The 17299-nt window shown below is 71.7% G+C and carries 18 protein-coding genes; 11 read left to right on the forward strand and 7 right to left on the reverse strand.

All coding sequences use genetic code 11. The features are described from left to right. Positions 1 to 2: 2 nt before the first annotated feature. The 3 genes from NIE79_RS04830 to NIE79_RS04840 are packed head-to-tail and all read right to left on the reverse strand — an operon-like array spanning position 3 to position 3279. Complete coding sequence (locus tag NIE79_RS04830; protein WP_238677397.1) at positions 3 to 1424, reverse strand: MGH1-like glycoside hydrolase domain-containing protein; 1422 nt, start codon at positions 1422 to 1424, stop codon at positions 3 to 5. Continuing rightward, on the reverse strand, positions 1421 to 2242 hold the full coding sequence (locus tag NIE79_RS04835) for a sugar phosphate isomerase/epimerase family protein (protein WP_238677398.1): 822 nt from the start codon (positions 2240 to 2242) through the stop codon (positions 1421 to 1423). The genes NIE79_RS04830 and NIE79_RS04835 overlap by 4 nt, the downstream gene beginning before the upstream one ends. Then, entirely contained in the window at positions 2239 to 3279 is a 1041-nt protein-coding gene (locus NIE79_RS04840) for a zinc-dependent alcohol dehydrogenase (protein ID WP_238677399.1), read from the reverse strand. Before NIE79_RS04840 ends, NIE79_RS04835 begins: the two co-directional genes overlap by 4 nt. Positions 3280 to 3394: 115 nt before the next feature. Here NIE79_RS04840 and NIE79_RS04845 point away from each other — a divergent pair, with 115 nt between their 5' ends. From NIE79_RS04845 to NIE79_RS04860, 4 genes are read left to right on the forward strand one after another with little or no spacing between them, the layout of a single operon-like run. Then, positions 3395 to 4789 carry an ABC transporter substrate-binding protein gene (locus tag NIE79_RS04845; protein ID WP_238677400.1) on the forward strand — a complete coding sequence of 465 codons (1395 nt, stop codon included), beginning with the start codon at positions 3395 to 3397 and terminating at the stop codon, positions 4787 to 4789. Further along, positions 4786 to 5742 (forward strand): carbohydrate ABC transporter permease, encoded by a 957-nt coding sequence (locus tag NIE79_RS04850; protein WP_112589715.1) that lies wholly within the window; start codon positions 4786 to 4788, stop codon positions 5740 to 5742. Before NIE79_RS04845 ends, NIE79_RS04850 begins: the two co-directional genes overlap by 4 nt. After that, a complete protein-coding gene (locus tag NIE79_RS04855; RefSeq protein WP_091406739.1) occupies positions 5742 to 6608 on the forward strand; it encodes a carbohydrate ABC transporter permease in 867 nt (288 codons plus the stop codon). Before NIE79_RS04850 ends, NIE79_RS04855 begins: the two co-directional genes overlap by 1 nt. Before the next feature lie 54 nt (positions 6609 to 6662). Then, entirely contained in the window at positions 6663 to 7268 is a 606-nt protein-coding gene (locus NIE79_RS04860; RefSeq protein WP_238677401.1) for a class I SAM-dependent methyltransferase, read from the forward strand. A gap of 113 nt (positions 7269 to 7381) precedes the next feature. On the opposite strand, the gene eccB is transcribed toward NIE79_RS04860, so the two are convergent. Then, complete coding sequence (eccB, locus tag NIE79_RS04865) at positions 7382 to 8767, reverse strand: type VII secretion protein EccB (protein ID WP_238677402.1); 1386 nt, start codon at positions 8765 to 8767, stop codon at positions 7382 to 7384. A gap of 129 nt (positions 8768 to 8896) precedes the next feature. Between eccB and NIE79_RS04870 the strand changes: the two genes are divergently transcribed. Both NIE79_RS04870 and NIE79_RS04875 read left to right on the forward strand, forming a co-directional pair. After that, positions 8897 to 9616, forward strand: coding sequence for a polyamine aminopropyltransferase (locus NIE79_RS04870; RefSeq protein ID WP_238677403.1), 720 nt, complete (start codon positions 8897 to 8899; stop codon positions 9614 to 9616). A 97-nt stretch (positions 9617 to 9713) separates the two neighbouring features. Beyond that, a complete protein-coding gene (locus tag NIE79_RS04875; protein WP_238677404.1) occupies positions 9714 to 9890 on the forward strand; it encodes a hypothetical protein in 177 nt (58 codons plus the stop codon). Positions 9891 to 9906: 16 nt separating this feature from the next. Here the strand turns inward: NIE79_RS04875 and NIE79_RS04880 are convergent, their stop codons facing one another. Next, positions 9907 to 11709: an acyl-CoA dehydrogenase gene (locus NIE79_RS04880; protein ID WP_238677405.1), complete on the reverse strand. Its 1803-nt coding sequence runs from the start codon at positions 11707 to 11709 to the stop codon at positions 9907 to 9909. 152 nt (positions 11710 to 11861) lie between these two features. On the opposite strand from NIE79_RS04880, the gene NIE79_RS04885 reads away from it, so the two are divergent. The 5 genes from NIE79_RS04885 (at position 11862) to NIE79_RS04905 (ending at position 15342) form a co-directional block, all read left to right on the forward strand. Beyond that, the gene (locus tag NIE79_RS04885) at positions 11862 to 12284 is read left to right on the forward strand and encodes an MmcQ/YjbR family DNA-binding protein (protein ID WP_238677406.1); all 423 of its coding nucleotides are present in this window, start codon (positions 11862 to 11864) and stop codon (positions 12282 to 12284) included. A gap of 142 nt (positions 12285 to 12426) precedes the next feature. Beyond that, positions 12427 to 13464, forward strand: a complete 1038-nt coding sequence (locus NIE79_RS04890) for an SMP-30/gluconolactonase/LRE family protein (protein WP_238677407.1) — start codon at positions 12427 to 12429, stop codon at positions 13462 to 13464. Between the two features lie 95 nt (positions 13465 to 13559). Continuing rightward, the gene (locus NIE79_RS04895) at positions 13560 to 14159 is read left to right on the forward strand and encodes a DUF4291 domain-containing protein (protein ID WP_238677408.1); all 600 of its coding nucleotides are present in this window, start codon (positions 13560 to 13562) and stop codon (positions 14157 to 14159) included. A gap of 67 nt (positions 14160 to 14226) precedes the next feature. Continuing rightward, complete coding sequence (locus tag NIE79_RS04900) at positions 14227 to 14607, forward strand: VOC family protein (RefSeq protein WP_238677409.1); 381 nt, start codon at positions 14227 to 14229, stop codon at positions 14605 to 14607. Between the two features lie 39 nt (positions 14608 to 14646). Continuing rightward, complete coding sequence (locus NIE79_RS04905; RefSeq protein ID WP_238677410.1) at positions 14647 to 15342, forward strand: alpha/beta fold hydrolase; 696 nt, start codon at positions 14647 to 14649, stop codon at positions 15340 to 15342. Between the two features lie 50 nt (positions 15343 to 15392). Here the strand turns inward: NIE79_RS04905 and NIE79_RS04910 are convergent, their stop codons facing one another. Both NIE79_RS04910 and NIE79_RS04915 read right to left on the reverse strand, forming a co-directional pair. Then, a complete protein-coding gene (locus NIE79_RS04910) occupies positions 15393 to 16661 on the reverse strand; it encodes an MFS transporter (protein ID WP_238677411.1) in 1269 nt (422 codons plus the stop codon). Further along, complete coding sequence (locus NIE79_RS04915) at positions 16658 to 17254, reverse strand: ArsR/SmtB family transcription factor (protein ID WP_238677412.1); 597 nt, start codon at positions 17252 to 17254, stop codon at positions 16658 to 16660. The genes NIE79_RS04910 and NIE79_RS04915 overlap by 4 nt, the downstream gene beginning before the upstream one ends. Between the last annotated feature and the right edge of the window lie 45 nt (positions 17255 to 17299).

Raw genomic sequence — 17299 nt, forward strand, 5'->3', positions numbered from 1 at the left:
GCTCAGTCGGCGAGCAGGTCGAGCAGCAGCGCGGCGGTCCAGCTGAACGCCGGTGAGCCCAGCCCGGCGCCGGTGTCCGGGTGGAAGTACTCGTGGCAGCCGGCCCCGGCGACCAGACCGATCATCGAGCGGCGCAGCCCGGCGGCCAGCTCCGGGTGCCCGTGCCCGAGCAGCCCACGCCCAACCAGCCAGCCGATGTTGAGCCAGCTCGGCCCCCGCCAGTAACGCAGCGCCTCGAAGTCGGGTGCGGTGCGGTCGTAGGTCGGTAGCGGCCGGTCCATCCGCCGGGCCACCCCGAAGCGCGCCGAGCGGGCCTCGACGACAAGTGCGTCGGCCTGCCGGGTCGGCAGGTCGGGCAGGATCAGCGGGGTCAGCCCGAGCACCGTACGGGCGCTCACCAGACGGTCGGTGCGCAGGTCACGAGGCTGGAACGTGCCGGTCTCCGGGTCGTACAGCCGACGGAGGAGGGCTTCGGTGACGCGGGCCGCACGGGCCCGGTGCGGCCCGGGGTCGCCGCCGACCAGCGCGGCGATCTCGGCGAGGGCGTGTTCGGCGGCCCCGAACGCCGCGTTGAACAGCGGGCACTCCACCAGGAACGGGTGACCGGCGGCCAGGTCGCGGTCGGCGTAGCCGTGCTCGCGGTACGCGGCGACGATCGCCAGGTAGCGCGCGTAGTCCAGGTCCGTGGGGCGGTGTGCGGCGTCGGCGTGCGTGGTGTCGTGCCGACGGTACGCGCGCATGACGGCCGCCTCGGCCGGCACCGCGGCCATCGGCTCGTCCCACGCCGGGCTGTTGTCCAACCCGGACTCCCACGGGTGCACGATGCAGACCAGCCCGTCACCGGCCACGTCCCGTCGGTCGGCCAGGTAACGCTGTTGGGCGACAAGCGCGGGATAGAGCCGACGCAGCGCGGCCAGGCCGGTGGGGTCGGGCGCCCGCCGGTACGCCAGCAACGCGGCGAGCGCGTGCACCGGCGGCTGGACCAGACCGGAGGTGGCCACCCCCGGTGCTCCCGGTACGTCGGCGGAGCCCCACATCTCCGGTCCCGGGAAGTACGCGCCGACCCGCAGCGCCCTGTTGAACACGATGTGCGGCACCCGTCCGTCGGCCCACTGCGCCCGGAACAGGCTGGTCAGCTCCCGCCAGGCACGGTCGGGGCGAGCGTGGGCCAACCCGATCGCGATGAACGCCGAGTCCCAGCTCCACTGGTGCGGGTAGAGCGTGCGCGAGGGGACCGTGTGGTCGTGCTCCCAGTTGGCGTCGAGCGTGTCGACCGCCAGTCGACGCAGCCGGGTCGCGTCGGCCGGGCCACCCGTGCCGGCGGCGTCGGCGCGCGTCGCTCCGACGTCGGCGGGTACGCCGACGCTTGTCGGCTCGGCATCGGCGGGCACGCCGACGCTGGTCAGCCTCCCGTCGGCGGTCACGCGGCGGCCCGCCGGGGCAGCGCGTGTCGCAGCACAGTGGCCGCCTGTTGAAGGGCCCGGACCGGGTCGCCGCGGAGCCGGCACTCCAGGGCCAGCCAACCCCGGTAGTCCAGCTCCAGCAGGGTACGGACCAGCGCCGGCCAGTCCAGGTGCCCGGCGCCGGGCTGGTACCGGTTGGAGTCGCTGACCTGCACGTGCCCGAGGTACGGCGCGGCGGCGCGCAGCGCGCGGTGCACGTCGTCCTCCTCGATGTTCATGTGGAAGGTGTCGGCAACCACCCGGACCGACGGCAGCCCGAGCGTGGCGCAGAGCGCGACCGCCTCGTCGAGGCGGTTGACCATGTGGTCCTCGTACCTGTTGAGGGGTTCCAGGAAGAGGGTGACCCCCTCGGCCTGGGCGTGGTGGCCCAACTCGCCGAGGGCGTCGAGGAGCACCTGCCGGTCGCCGTCCGGCGGGCGGGGCGGCTCGAACGGCGGCAGTCGCCGGGAGAACATCCCCCAGGCGGCCGGGGTCATCACGCCGACGCCGCCCAGCTCGGCGATCACCGAGAGCTGGGAGCGCAGGTTGCGGACGGCGTCGGCGGACCGGGCGGGGTCGAAGTCGCCGATGAAGTGGTCCATCTCGACGCAGACGGTGGGCATCACCACCCCGGCGGCGCGGGCCCGGCGCAACTCGGGCAGCCGGCGGACGAACGCCAGGTCGCCGCCGCCGCGTAGCTCGATGCCCTGGTAGCCGAGGGCGGCCGCGAGGGCGTACTTCTGGATCAGGTTGGTGCCCGGCAGGAGCTGTTCCTGACAGGCCAGCGCGATGGTGGTCATGAGAACCTCAGCACGACTTGGAGGACGTCACCGGCGCCGCGGTCGAGCAGCGCGAGGGCGTCGGCGACCGCGCTGGCGTCGACGATGTGGCTGACCAGCGGCAGCGGGTCGACGCTGCGGTCGGCCACCAGGTCCATGAAGGTCTGCGCGACCCGGTCTCCGGTCCACCGGCCGGCCATGCTCGGCGCGGGGGTGGGCCCGGAGACCTGGGCGGCCACCAACTGGATGCGGTTGTGGTGGAACTCCTCGCCGAGGCCGAGCGCGTCGGCCTGGCCCTGGTAGAAGCCTGCGGCCACGACCCGGCCGGCGTGGGCGGTGGAGCGGATCGCCTCGTGCAGCGCCGGGTACGCGCCGGACAACTCCAGGCAGACGTCGGCCCCCCGACCGCCGGTGGCCTGGCGCAGCACGGCGGCGGCGGAGGTGTCAGTGGCGTCCACTGTGCATCGCGCGCCGTATCGGGCGGCGTGCGCCAGCCGGCCGGGCACCGTGTCGACGGCCACCACCCGAGCCCCGGAGAGCACCGCGAGCCGGGTGGCGAGCAGCCCGATGACGCCCTGGCCGAAGACACCGACCCAGTCGCCGAGGTGCAGGTCACCGGCGAGCACGGCGGTCAGCGCGATGGCCCCGGGGCGGGCGAAGACCGCGGCGAGCGGATCCAACCCGGTGGGGAGCGCACGGACCGCGTCGGCGGCGAGCACGGCCTCGGCGCGGTGCCCCCAGATGCCCCAGACGAGCTGCCCCGGATGCCGGTCGGTGACCTCCGGCGCGACCTCGATGACCTCCCCGACCTCTTCGTAGCCGAAGCCGATCAACGGGTAGGGCACCGGCGTCTGTCGGGGGACGAACATCCGGGCGGCGTCGTCCCAGTCCTTGCTGAGCCGGGGATTGCTGCCCCGGTAGAGGGTCAGCTCGGTGCCGGCGGAGATGCCCGAGTAGCAGGTGCGGACTCGGACCTGGCCGGGGCCGAGCGGATCCGGCGGGCAGGGCTCGAGGCTGATGCGTCGAGGCCCGGCGAGAGAGACCACCCAGTTGCCCATGTGTCACATCCCGGTAGCACTGGGCTCCAGGATAGCAAAAAATCGCGATATGTCTTGCCATTGATCAATCGAAGGTGTTGGATCCTTCTTGTACCCTTCGAGAGGAGTGCCATCGATGTCTGCACCTCCGAGGCGGATACTCGCCACCACCCTGATCCTGGCACTGACCACGTCCACCCTGCTGGCCTGCGGCGACGACGAACCCGACAGCAACAGCAAGAAGATCACCGTCTGGAGCCTGGAGGACGTGGCCGACCGGGTCACCGCCACCAAGGCGATCATCGCCGACTTCACCGCCAAGACGGGGATCCAGGTCGATCTCGTTACCGTCAACGAGGACCAGTTCCCCTCCCTGATCGCCGCCAACGCCGCCGCCGGTGACCTCCCCGACGTGGTCGGGTCCGTCTCCCTCGCCGGCATCCGCACGCTCGCCGGCAACGAGCTGCTACACGCTTCGGCGAACGCGGAGGTCGTCGACAAGCTGGGCAGGCAGACGTTCTCCCCCCGAGCGCTGGAGCTCACCTCCGACGACGGCAAACAGCTCTCCGTGCCCAGCGACGGGTGGGGGCAGCTGCTCGTCTACCGCAAGGACCTGTTCGCCGCGGCCGGCCTACCCGCCCCCGACACGTACGAGCGGATCACCGCCGCCGCGGCCCGACTGAACACCGGCGGCGTCGCCGGTATCACCGCGGCGACAGCCCCCAGCGACGTGTTCACCCAGCAGACCTTCGAGCACCTGGCGCTGGCCAACGGCTGTCAGCTCACCGACGACTCGGGCAAGGTGACACTGGATTCGCCCCAGTGCGTCGAGGCGTTCCGCTTCTACGGCGACCTGATCCGCAGCAGCTCGGTGAAGGGCGCGCAGGACGTGGACACCACCCGGGCCACCTACTTCGCGGGCAAGGCGGCCATGGTGATCTGGTCACCGTTCATCCTCGACGAGTTGGCCGGGTTGCGTAACGACGCGAAGCCGACCTGCCCCCAGTGCCAGGCCGACCCGGCGTTCCTCGCGAAGAACAGCGGGTTCGTGACCGCGATCAAGGGTCCGAACGGCACCGAGCCGGCCCAGTACGGCGAGATCAGCTCGTGGGCGGTGCTCGACGGCGCGGCGGCCGACCCGGCCAAGTCCTTCGTGGAGTACATGCTCGGTGACGGCTACCCGCGCTGGTTCGGCATGTCCCCCGAGGGCCGCTTCCCGGTGCGCAAGGGCACCACGGCCGAGCCCGACGCGTACCTGACGGCCTGGAACACCAGCCAGGCGGGCGTGGACGCGAAGAAGCCCCTCACCGACGTGTACGGCGAAGAGGTGCTGGCCACGCTGCGCCGCAGCCCGGACACCTTCGGGCGCTGGGGCCTCACCCAGGGGCAGGGCAAACTCGTCGGCGCCATGCTCGGCGAGTTGCCGGTGCCCAAGGTGCTGGGCGACCTCGTCTCCGGCAAGTCCGACGCGGCGGCCACCGCCGGCCGCGCCACGAAGGACGTGGACGCCATCAAGGCGGGCGTCAATTGACCACGACCGCGCCCGGCCCCGGCCGCTCCCCCACCAGGGAGCGGCCGGCGCCGCCCCGGCGCCGACCGTTGACCCTGCGCCGCCGCGAATCCCGGGCCGGGCTCGCGCTGGTCGCACCGACCCTGCTCGTCACCATCGCGGTCATCGGCATCCCGATCGTGTGGACGGTGGTGCTCGCCTTCCAGCGGGTCCGGCTGGCCACGCTGCGCAAGACCGGCCTGTTCGGCGAGTTCACGATGGACAACATCGACCGCGTGCTGCACACCCCCGGCTTCGCCGAGACGCTCTGGGTCACGCTGATCTACAGCATCGGTGGCACCGTCGGGTCGATAGTGCTCGGCCTGGTGGCCGCCCTGGTCGTCCGCCGGCCGTTCCGGGGTCGCACCCTGGTCCGGGCGTCCATGCTGCTGCCGTACGTGGCGCCGGTGGTCGCTGTGACGTTCGTCTGGCAGGTGATGCTCGACCCACAGCTCGGCATCGTCAACGCGTGGGGTCAACGCCTACTGGGCTGGGACGCCCCGGTGCCGTTCCTCACCCAGGAGTCGACAGCGCTGGCCACGGTGATCGTCTTCGAGGCGTGGCGGTACTTCCCGTTCGCGTTCCTGTTCCTACTGGCCCGGCTCCAGGCGGTGCCCGGTGAGTTGGAGGAGGCCGCCCGGGTCGACGGCGCCACCCCCACCCAGCGGTTCCGGCACATCCTGCTGCCGCAACTGCTGCCGGTGATCGCCCTGCTGGGTGTGCTGCGCTTCATCATGACGTTCAACAAGTTCGACGACGTCTACCTGCTCACCGGCGGTGCGGCCGGCACCGAGGTGGTGAGCGTGCGGGTCTACGAGTTCCTCACCGCCCGTACCGACATCGGGGCCGCCGCCGCGCAGGCGGTCGTGCTTGCCGTGGTGCTCATCGTTTTCGTGCTGATCTATCTGCGCTTCTTCGGACGGAGGGTGAGCTGATGGACCGGGACGTCGTCGAGACGGTGAGCCTGCGGTGGCTGCGCCGCCTGGTGATCGCCGTCTTCCTGGTGATCACGGTGTTCCCCTTCTACTACATGCTGGTGCTCTCGGTGCGCCCCATCGAGCGGCTGCTGCTCGACCCCGGCGCGCTGGTGGTCGGCTTCGGTGAGCTGACAGTGGCCACGTACGCCGAGGTGCTCAAGGCGACCGACGACGGCGGCCAGGGCTTCCTCACCTTCATCCGCAACAGTGGGCTGGTCGCCGTCGCGGCGACGGTGCTCACCCTCCTGGTCGCGATCCCCGGCGCGTACGCGGTGGCCCGGCTGCGGTTCTTCGGCCGGCGGCAGGTCGACTTCCTGTTCCTGGCGGTCTACCTGTTTCCGTCGATCGTCATCGCGATCCCGCTGTTCGTGGTCTTCACCCGGGCCGGGTTGCGCGGCTCGCTGTTCGGTCTGGTGCTGGTCTACATCTCGCAGACGTTGCCGGTGTCGGTCTACATGCTGAAGAACTACTTCGAGACCATCCCGGTCAGTCTGGAGGAGTCCGCCGCCATCGACGGCGCCGGTCGGCTCGGCATCATCCGCCGTGTGAGCCTGCCCCTGGCGATGCCGTCGATCATGGCGGTCGCGCTCTACGACTTCATGATCGCCTGGAACGAGTTCCTCTTCGCCCTGCTGTTCCTGGTCGACAAACCCAACCGGTGGACGGTGTCACTCGGGTTGTCCCTGCTCGCCGACGGGGTGGAGGTCCCCAAGACGGTGCTGATGGCCGGGTCGGTAGTGCTCACCCTGCCCATCGTGATCCTCTTCTTCGCCAGCGAACGGCTGCTCACCGAGGGGCTGACCAGCGGCGCGGAGAAGGGATGATCGTCTCGTCCGGGTCGCCCGCCCGGCCGCCACCGGCCCGGATACGGTGGCCTCATGGCCAACCCGACCCGCTGGGCGACCGACACCGACCCCGAGCACTCACAGTGGTATATCGACCGGTTCCGCAAGCTCGTGGCCGAGGGCGCGGACCTGGCCGGCGAGGCCCGTCTGGTGGACGCCCTCGTCGCGCCCGGCTCCCGCATTCTCGACGCCGGTAGCGGCACCGGCCGCGTCGGTGCCGCACTGGCCGAGCGGGGGCACACGGTGGTCGGCGTGGACGCCGATCCCGCGCTGGTGGAGGCGGCCCGCGCCGACTATCCCGGCCCGACGTGGCTGGTCGCCGACCTCGCCGAGCTGGATCTACCGGCGCTGGGTGAGGCGGAGCCGTTCGACGCGGCGGTGCTGGCCGGCAACGTGCTCGCCTTCGTCGCCGTCGGCACCGAACCGGCTGTGCTGCGCCGGGTGGCCGCGCACCTGCGACCCGATGGCGTGCTGACTGTGGGCTTCGGCACCGAGCGCGGCTACCCGCTGACCGCGTTCGACGCCGACGCGGTGGCCGCCGGGCTGCGCGTGGAGCAGCGCTTCGCCACCTGGGACCTGCGCCCGTGGCGCGACGACGCCCCGTTCGCGGTCACCGTCCTGCGCCGCCCGGCCGACTGACCACCGTCCGCGCACGGTGCCTCCCGGTGATCAAGAGATTTCCGTCAGGCTCGCGCCAGGTTCTGACGCAAACCTCTTGATCACCGCCGCCCCGTCGACGGGGTGGGTCGCCCTCAGTCTGGGGCGGCGACGGCGCGGGCGGCGGCCGGGTCGAGGGTGGCGCCGGCGGGCACCAGGCTGACCAGCCCGGCCGGTAGCCGCACCGGCCGCACATCGCGGTAGCCGAGCATCGGGAGCACCTCCCGGTCGGCCAGCACGTACCGTCGACCCAGGTCGGTGACCACGGAGACGGCGCCGCCGGTCGCGCCGGGCGCCGCGGCGGCCTCGACCACCGCGCCGCGGCCCGGTTCCACCACCACGTGGTCGGCCAGCACCGCGCCGCCGGTCGGCGCGGTGCGGGGCACGGCCGTCAGGTCCCGCAGCGGTACGCCCCAGCGCACCTCACCAACCCCGCCGTCGTCGCCGATGCGGGTGCAGAGCGCCCCGCCGTCGCCGGCCGCGAGCCGGGGCGGGGTCGGTGGCGGAGCATTCGGGCCGGTCGGGGCGAGATCAGGCACCGTGGGCAGCGCCGCGAACCGACCCAACGTCATCGGCACCGGCTCGACCTGCCCGGTGCGGGCCAGCAACAACCCCGCCTGCAACTCGGTGATGCCGGCCAGGCCGGCGTCGAGCGCCACCGCGTACTGCCGGCCACCACCGGAGTTGCTCACCAGGTAGACCGTGCCGATCGCGGCACCCGGCACGCGGGTGGCGGGCCGGCCCAGCGCTGGCAGATCGAGCGGGGCGAGGTCGGTGCCGGCGGGAAGCGAGTTGAGCAGTGCCGGCGCCACCGGAACCGCCTGGGCCCTGGTGGTGGCGAGCGCCGCCAGCACCCGGCTGGGATCACGGACGAGGTAGCGCCGCTGGTGCCAGACCAGGTGCAGCCCACCGTCGGGGTGGCGCAGCAGCAGCGCGTCGTCACCCAGCGGCCGACCGCCGTCGGGCTCGGTGCCGATCAGCAACGCCGAGCGGGGCGCCTCGACGCCCGCGCCGGCCGGAACCGTCGAGCAGACCGTCCACGCCGAGGCGGCCAGCCGGCCCGGGGCGGGCAGCGAGTCGGGTGCGTCGGCGATGCCCAGCGGCAGCCCGCGCGGGACCCCGTCGATCGTGCGTCGGGACACCAGGACGGTCTTCGACCGGTCCGCCCCGACGATGAGCAGGGCCGAGGCGTAGTTGAGCACCGGGTGCAGCTTCTGCTCGCGATAGACGAACCGGGCGCCGGACTCCTTCTCCACGATCACCGCGCCCGGATCGCGCCACCCCTTGCCGCCGCCGGCGAACAGGCCGTAGAGGGCGAAACCACCGAGCCCGATCGCCGCGACCAGGACGCTCGCCAGGCCGGCGCCGGCCAGCCTCCGAAACGGCGACTGCGCGGGGTCGGTCTCCCGCATGACCAGGGCGGCGACTGCCCGCTGGACGCTGAACTGGTAGGAGTGCAGCTGGTCCTGCCGCGACGGCATGAGTTCCCTCCGGTGGATCGGCCGGGCACAGGATATGCGCTGCGTCGATCTCCTGCGGACCCTGCGTGGCCGCCCGTCGCGGGGCAACCGCTACCATCCGTGGACGAATCCGGCGGCGAGAGGGCACCCGTGGGCGCGCGTTTCGAAGAGCTGGCCTGGCGGGAGACCCCGATCGGCGCGATCAGCCTGCGCCGACGCCGGGACCCGGCGCTCCAGGTCGAGGTGTACGAGGTCAAGCTCGACGACGAGTACCTGATGTCAAGCCTCTTCCCGGTCGCGGAGATCGAGCTGGCCCGGCTGGGTCTCGCCGAGGTGGCCGGTGACTCGCTCGACGTGGTGGTGGGCGGTCTCGGGCTGGGCTACACCGCCTGCGCGGCGCTGGGCGACCCCCGGGTGCGCTCGCTGTTCGTGGTGGAGGCGATCGAGGACGTGATCGACTGGCACCGACGAGGGCTGCTGCCGTTCGCGGCGGGGCTCGCCGAGGACCCCCGGACCCGCTTCGTGCAGGCCGACTTCTTCGCGGCGGTGGCCGGTGACACCGGCTTCGACACCGAGGTGCCCGGTCGGCGGTTCGACGCGGTGCTACTCGACGTCGACCACTCCCCGCGCAACGTCCTGCACCCGAGCCACGCGGCGTTCTACCCGCCGGCCGGGTTGCGCCGCCTGGCCGCCCTGCTGCGCCCCGAGGGTGTCTTCGCGCTCTGGTCGGACGACCCGCCGGACGTCGAGTTCACCGCGGCGCTCACCGAGGTGTTCGCGAGCGTCCGCGCGCATGTCGTGCCGTTCGCCAACCCGCTGACCGGTGGGGAGTCGGCCAACACCGTCTACGTAGCGCGTACCGGACCCTGATCGACTCGGGTAGGCCACTCGCGCATGGTGTCGGCCGGACGGGGAACGAGAAGCCGGGGCCGGCCGCACCAGGCGCGGCCGGTTACGGGAGGTCGACATGCGTGCACTGCTCTGGGTCGTCGGCGTGGTCGCCGGTGTGCTGATCCTGCTCGGGTTGATCCTCGAGGCGGTCCGCTGGCTGATCATCATCGGTGTGATCGCGCTGGTGATCGTGATCGTCTGGGGCGTCGTCAAGGGGCGGCAGGCCGTGAGCCACCAGTCCCGCCGACGCTGACCGGCGACGAGGCCGCTCAGAACCAGTCCGGGTTCATGTCGAGAGTGCTCCGGTCCCGACTCTCCAGCAGGTCGAACTGCGGCCCGGTCCGGGGCAGCTCGACCGCGAAGAAGTAGCGGGCGGCCTGCCGCTTGCCGGCGTGGAACCCGTCGCCGGACCCCTCCGGCGGCAGCACCAGCACCTGCTCCAACCACATCCACGCGATCACCACGTGCCCGACGGCCTCCAGGTAGGCGCTGGCGTTGGCGAGCGCGAGCACCGGGTCACCGTCGGCCCACAGTCGACGGGTGACAGCGATGATCCGGTCCACCGCGGCGGCCAGCCGATCCGCCAGCTCGGTTGCCTCTCCCCCGGCCTTGCGGGCCCGCTCGACAGTGTCGCCGATCGTCGTGGTCAGCAGGGCGAGACCAGCGCCGCCCTGCATGGTCATCTTGCGCCCCAGCAGATCCAGCGCCTGGATGCCGTGGGTGCCCTCGTGGATCGGGTTGAGCCGGTTGTCCCGGTAGTGCTGCTCCACGTCGTGGTCGCGGGTGTAGCCGGCCCCCCCGAGCACCTGGATCGCCAGGTCGTTGGCGGTGAGACACCACTGCGACGGCCAACTCTTGGTGATCGGGGTGAGCACGTCCAGCAGCAGGTGCGCGCGCTCACGGTCGGCCTCGGCCGGAGCGGTCTTCTGCTCGTCGAGCAGACGCGCGCAGTAGAGCACCAGCGCCAGCGCCCCCTCCACGTAGCTCTTCTGCGCCAACAGCATCCGTCGTACGTCGGGGTGGTCGATGATCGGCACCTGCGCGGCGGCCGGGTCCTTCGCGCCGACCGGCCGGCCCTGCGGCCTCTCCTTCGCGTACGCCAGGCTCTTGAGATAGCCGGTGTAACCCAGCGCGGTGGCGCCCGCCCCAACCCCGATCCGGGCCTCGTTCATCATGTGGAACATCTGCGCCAGACCCTGATGCGGCGGGCCGACCAGGTGGCCGACAGCTCCGGCGCGGCCGGCCGGCGTGTGCGCGCCGTCGCCGAAGCTGAGCAGGGTGTTTGTGGTGCCCCGGAACCCCATCTTGTGGTTGAGCCCGGCCAACACCACGTCGTTGCGCTCGCCGAGCGACCCGTCCGAGCCGACCAGCACCTTGGGCACGATGAACAGCGAGATGCCCTTGACCCCGGCGGGCGCACCGGGGATGCGCGCCAGCACCAGGTGGACGATGTTCTCGGACAGCTCGTGGTCACCACCGGAGATCCACATCTTGGTGCCGAACAGCCGGTACGTGCCGTCCGCCTGCGGCTCGGCGCGGGTGGTGATGTCGGCCAGTGAGCTGCCGGCGTGCGGCTCGGACAGGCACATGGTGCCGAAGAACCGGCCGTCCAGCATGGGCCGGACATAGGTGTCCACCTGCTCGGGGCTGCCGTGGGCCAGCAGCAGGTTCGCGTTGCCCAGGGTGAGGAACGGGTACGCCGAGGTGGCCACGTTGGCGGCCTGGAACCAGGTGAAGCAGGCCGCCGCGACGGCGTGCGGCAGTTGCAGGCCACCGACAGTGGCATCCAGGCCGGCAGTGAGCAGGCCCGTCTCGGCGAAGCTGTCCAACGCCGCACGGACCTGCGGGATCAACTGCACCCGCTGCCCGTCGAAGGTGGGCTCGGCCAGGTCGGCGGCGCGGTTGTGCGGGGCGAACTGCTCGGTGGCCACCCGCTCGGCGAGATCCAGGGCGTCGTCGAAGGTCTCCCGGGAGTGCTCGGCGTAGCGGGGGCGCTCGACGAGTTCGGACACCCGCAGCCACTCGTGCAGCAGGAAGTCGAGGTCACGGCGGGAGAGCAGGGTGGACGGCACGGCACTCCTCAGCGGGCACGGGGGCGGGTCGGGCCGGACGACGGCCCACTGTCGCCCCGCCCATCCTGGCGGATCGACGGGGCGCGCACCACCGGCCCGGGTGGGGTTCGACGAGCGGAACTTGTCACACCGACCGGCTAGCGTCGTTGCCCGTGACCGCACCCGGAGATGTCCCGCCCGAGGTCCTCGACCGGCTGCGGCCGATCTGTCTCGGGCTGCCGGAGACGTACGAGGAGCCCGCCTGGGTGGGCACCCGCTGGCGGATCCGCAAGCGGACCATCGCCCACGTGCTCACCGTCGACCCCGATCGCCAACCGGTGCACGCACGGGCTGCCGCACTCGACCAGCCCGCCTGCCTGCTGACCTTCCGATCGCCACTCGACGAGATCGCCGGTCTCCTCGCCTCGGGGCACCCCTTCTACAAACCGGACTGGAGTCCGACCGTGATGGGCATGGTCCTGGACGGCGACACCGACTGGGAGGAGGTGGGTGAGTTGCTCACCGAGAGCTACTGCGTCATGGCCCCGAAGCGGCTCGCCGCCCAGGTCGGTCCCCCGGCACCGCCGAGCGGCTGAGCGCCGGGGGCACCCTGCCGCCGGCGGTGTCCTGCGACCGGCGGTTTCGGTCGCCCTGCTCCGGGGATACCGCGCCGGTTGGCCGTAGCCGTCGTCACCGGCTGAGTGCCGAGGCGCCGCCGGGCGGGTGAGGAGCAGGTCGATGTCGTCGCTGCCCACCGAGGAGGATCACCGGTTGACGCCGGTGCTCCAGGAAGACCGGGTGTGCACGGGGGTGACCACGGTGCGCGGGCGGGTGTTCCTGAGCTACCCGTCGGCGGATCGACCCGGCGTGCAGGTGGTCGAGGCGCTGCCGGACGGCCGTCGTGTCCCGTACCCCGATGCCGCGTGGAACCGCGCCGACCAGCCGCCGAGCGGGGCGTTCGTGCACGTCAACGGGTTGCGCGCCGGCCCGGACGATCGCTTGTGGATCGTCGACTCCGGCGCACCAGGGATCGGCGGCGCACAGGTGCCGGGCGGCGCTCGGCTGATAGTTGTCGACCCGGGCGGCGACCGCGTGGAGCGGGTCTACCACCTCGACGAGGCGGTGCACCCGGGCAGCTACGTCGATGACGTCCGTTTCAACGGCCGGGTGGCGTACCTCAGCGACGCCGGGGCGGCCGGCCTCATCGTGCTCGACCTCGACTCGGGTCGGCCGAGACGGGTGCTGGACGCACATCCGAGCACGGTGGGTGGCCCGGTGCTCGCCGACGGCCGCGTACTGCGTGACCCGGACGGCGCCGAGGTGCACCTGCACGTGGACCAGTTGGAGGTGGCGCCGGACGGTCGCTGGCTCTACTACCAGCCGGCCTCCGGCGGGATGTCCCGGATCGCCACCCGCTGGTTGGACGACCCGTCGGTGTCCGCCGACGAACTGGCCCGGAGGGTCGAACGCTGGTGTGACACACCCAGCACCGGCGGCACGGCCATCGACGCCACCGGCACCATCTACCTCAGCGATCTGGAGCGGCGGCGCATCCTCGTCCTCGCACCCGACCGCAGCATGCGGACGCTCGTCGCCGACCCCCGACTGGCCTGGGTGGACGCGATGTGGCTCGACGCCGATGCCCGGCTCTGGATGCCTGCGGCCCAGTTGCACCTGACCGGCGGGCTCAACGGCGGACGCTCGGCCGTCGACTACCCGGTCCGGATCTACCGGATACCGGTCGAGGCCGGGCCACCCGCACGGGACCACGCCTGAATGCCCGGTCCGCCAGCCGCCGGTTCGCACGGGTTCCCCGACCCCGGAATGAAATCCGGTGGAGACGGTGCGGTTCGACGGGTGAAGATCACGGTGTGTCCGTTCCCGCGCGTCAGATCCGTGCCCATTACTCGGAAGACACGATCACCGTGTACCAGGCGTACCCACCGGAGATCGCGCTGCCAGCGGTGACCGCCGGCCGCTTCGTGGCTCCGTTCAAGCGTGACCGGATGACCTGGATCAAGCCGTCGTTCCTGTGGATGATGTACCGCTGCGGATGGGCCACCAAGCCCGGGCAGGAGCGCGTGCTGTCCATCGACATCACGCGGGAGGGCTTCGAGTGGGCGCTGGCGCGAGCCTGTCTGAGTCACTACGACCAGAGCCTGCACGGTGACCGGGCGACGTGGTCGCGGCAACTCAAGGCCAGCCCGGTACGGGTGCAGTGGGATCCGGAACGGACACTGCACCTGAGCGCGTTGCCCTACCGGTCGTTGCAGGTCGGACTGTCCGGCGAAGCCGTCGCCCGGTACATCGACGACTGGACGGTCGGCGTCACGGACATCACCTCGACTGTCCACCGCGTACGGGAACTGGTGCGGGTCCATGACGTGCGGGCGGCCACGGACCACCTGCCGGCCGAACGAAGCTATCCGCTGCCGAGGCAGATCGCGGCCCACCTCGACGCCACCGGGTGAGCTCGCGCGGTCGACGGCCCTTGGGAGCATCGAGCAACACATCGACTTTCTCGATATTCTGGTCGGCATGCACCGAAGCCGCGTGTACGCGCTGCTGATCGACGCTCCCGAGGCGGAGGCCGGCCGGGCGGCGGAGTTCTGGTCGGCGGCGCTCGGCGTCAGCACCCGGTCCGTTCCGGACGAGCCGCAGTTCGTCGGCCTGCACAAGGCGCTGCCGGGGCTGGTCACCGCGGTCCAGGCGGTCGACGACACGCCGCGCTTCCACCTCGACATCGAGACCGACGACGTGCCAGCCGAGACCGGACGGTTGATGGCTCTGGGTGCCACCGAGGTGTCGCAGTGGTTGGAGTGCCGGATCCTGCGGGCGCCTGGTGGCCATCTGCTCTGTGTGCTCCCGGTGGCGAGTCCGCCGGAGGTGTTCGCGGCCGAGGCCCGCACCTGGTCGTGACCCACAGACCTGTCGCAGGTCGGCGTTAGGCTCCCGGTCATGGCTGATTTCGTCTTGGTGGCGGGTGCGTGGCTGGGGTCGTGGGCGTGGGACGAGGTGGTGCCGCCCCTACGGGCGGCCGGCCACAGCACGCACCCGCTGACCCTCTCCGGCCTCGCCGACCGGCGGGATGTGCCCGCCGGTCAGCAGACCCACGTGCAGGACATCGTCGACGAGATCGAGCGCGGCGACCTGCACGACGTGGTGCTGGTCGGGCACAGCTACTCGGGCATTCCGGTGGGTCAGGCCGCTGAACGCATCGGTGACCGGTTGGCCCGGGTGGTCTTCGTGGACTCGGAGGTGCCGGTCGACGGTGGGTCGTTCGCCTCCGGCTGGTGGCAGGGCCAGGCGGCCTTCGAGGCGCAGATCGCCGACAACAACGGTTACTGGGCGGTGCTCGGCGCGGCCGACTTCGACGGTCAGGGTCTGACCGATGAGCAGGTCGCGCGGCTGGTCGACGGTTCCACTCCGCACCCGGGTGCCACGCTGACCGAGCCGGCGGTGCTGGGCCGCCCACTGGGTGAGTTGCCGACGACGTACGTCAAGTGCCTGCTCGACGGGCCTGAGCCCAACGACACTGTGGCGAAACTGCTGACCAGTGACCGCTGGCGACTGGTCACGATGGCCACTGGTCACTGGCCGATGTTCTCCCAGCCCGCCGAGCTGGCCCGGGTTCTGTTGGCGGAGGCCGGCTGACCCGCGCTGGCCGGGGTGGCAGACCCAGGCCGGGCGCGCCCCCGCAGCCGTCAGGTCGCGTCGAGGGTCTGGATGTGGCGCACCGGCGACGCGAGCAACCACAGCACGGCGAGCACGCCACCCAGGCCGGCGATGGCCAGGGTGGGCCGCAGCCCGATGGTGGTGCCCAACGCGCCGCCGACCAGCGCGCCGAGTGGTCGGATGCCGTAGTTGACGGCGCTGTAGGCACCGGCCCGGCGTCCCAGCGCGTCGGCGGGTGTCACGGCGATGAGGAGGGCGTTGAGGTTCACGTCCATCAGCATCACCCCGACGCTGGAGACCAGCTCGATGGCCGCCAGCATGGCCACCTTCGTCCAGGTGGGTCCGGACACGAGCGCGGTCAGCGCCAGCGGCGCGGGGAAGAGCACCGCGCCGATCATGGCGGCGCGGCCCAGACCGATGGCGCGGGAGACTCGCGGTGCGAGCGCCGCGCCGATGAATCCGCCGATCGCGCCGAAGCCGAGGGCGATGCCGATCGCACCGGCCGACAGGTCGAGTTCGCGGCTGGCGTAGAGCACCAGCAGCGCGCTGGCGATGAAGGTGAAGAAGTTGACGGTGCTGGTGCAGCCGAGGGCGGCCCGCAGCACCGGATGCCGCAGTACCAGCACGAGCCCTTCGCGGACCAGGCCGAGAGTGGACGTCCGACGCGGCGGTGGCGGGGGCTCGGTCACCGGGATGCGGCTGAGCAGCAGCGCGGAGCCGAGGAAGGAGACCGCGTCGACGACGATCGCGACCGGCGCGCTGAGCGCCTGGACCAGCCCACCGCCGACGGCCGGGCCGGCGATGAAGGAGAGCGACCTGCTCATGCTCATCTTGCTGTTCGCGTCCACGTATGCCGATCGCGGCACCAGGCCGACGAAGAACGCCTGACGCGCCATGGCGAAGAGCACCGCGCCGAAGCCGGTGAGCAGCGCCACCAGGTAGAGGTGGGTGAGGGTGATCGCGTCGAACAGGTAGGCCACCGGCAGGCTGAGCAGCACCGCGGCGCGGATCAGGTCCGCGATGATCAGCAGTCGCCGCTTGTGGGTGCGCTGGTCCACCCAGGCGCCCAGGAACAGGCCCAGCAGGTTGGGCAGCCAGATCAGCGCGGTGAGGACGCTGACCTGCACGGGCGTGGCGGTGAGCAGGGTGACGGCGATCAGCGGTAGGGCCAGTTCGCTGATCCGATCGCCGAAGTGGGAGATCGTCTCGCTGATCCAGAAGGTGCGGAACCTACGGTCACGGTGCAGGGCCGGCGGGGGCCCGGCGTTGGTTTCGGTGGGGGCGTCGGTGGCGGTCATGACGCGGCCTGGTCGTCGTCGCCGGGCTCGGGCAGCAGGTAGCGCAGCATCCGGATGATCCGCGCGTCGGCCGGGGCCGACTCCTCCTTGCGCCGCACGTACGGGGCGATCAGCTCTTCAATGGACTCCTCCAGTTGCCGCAGCTCGTCGGCGGTGGCCACGAACCGGGTGTCGGCAATGCCGGCCAGCGCGCGCCACTCGTCGTCCAGTCGGGGTTCCTCGTGCAGCAGCCACTGCTGGGGTGCGTCGGCGTTGCGGGCGAACATCTCCGCGCGGAGCTGTTGGACGGCGGACTGCCCCTCGGTGCCCTCGGGCGCTGTGAAACGGAAGCCTCGGGCGACGGCCTGCCACCAGCGTTCCCGCTTGCTGGTGGCGCCGTCCCAGTCATGGACCAGGCCGAACGTCGCGAGGTGCCGCAGGTGCCAGCTGACCACCGACGGTGTGGCCCCGACGTGCGGTGAGAGCCCGGTGGCCGTGGCCGGGCCGTGCCGCTGGAGGTGCTCCAGGATCGCCAGCCGGACCGGGTGGGCCAGTGCCCGCAGCGCCTGCGGCTCGGTGATCTCGAAATCTCCGTACGGATTCTTGAGAGACATGTTTCGAGAGTAGTCTCTCAAATCGAATCGGGGCAACCCCGAGCC

The organism is Micromonospora trifolii (genome assembly GCF_022229005.1).
Classification (GTDB): Bacteria; Actinomycetota; Actinomycetes; order Mycobacteriales; family Micromonosporaceae; genus Micromonospora; species Micromonospora trifolii.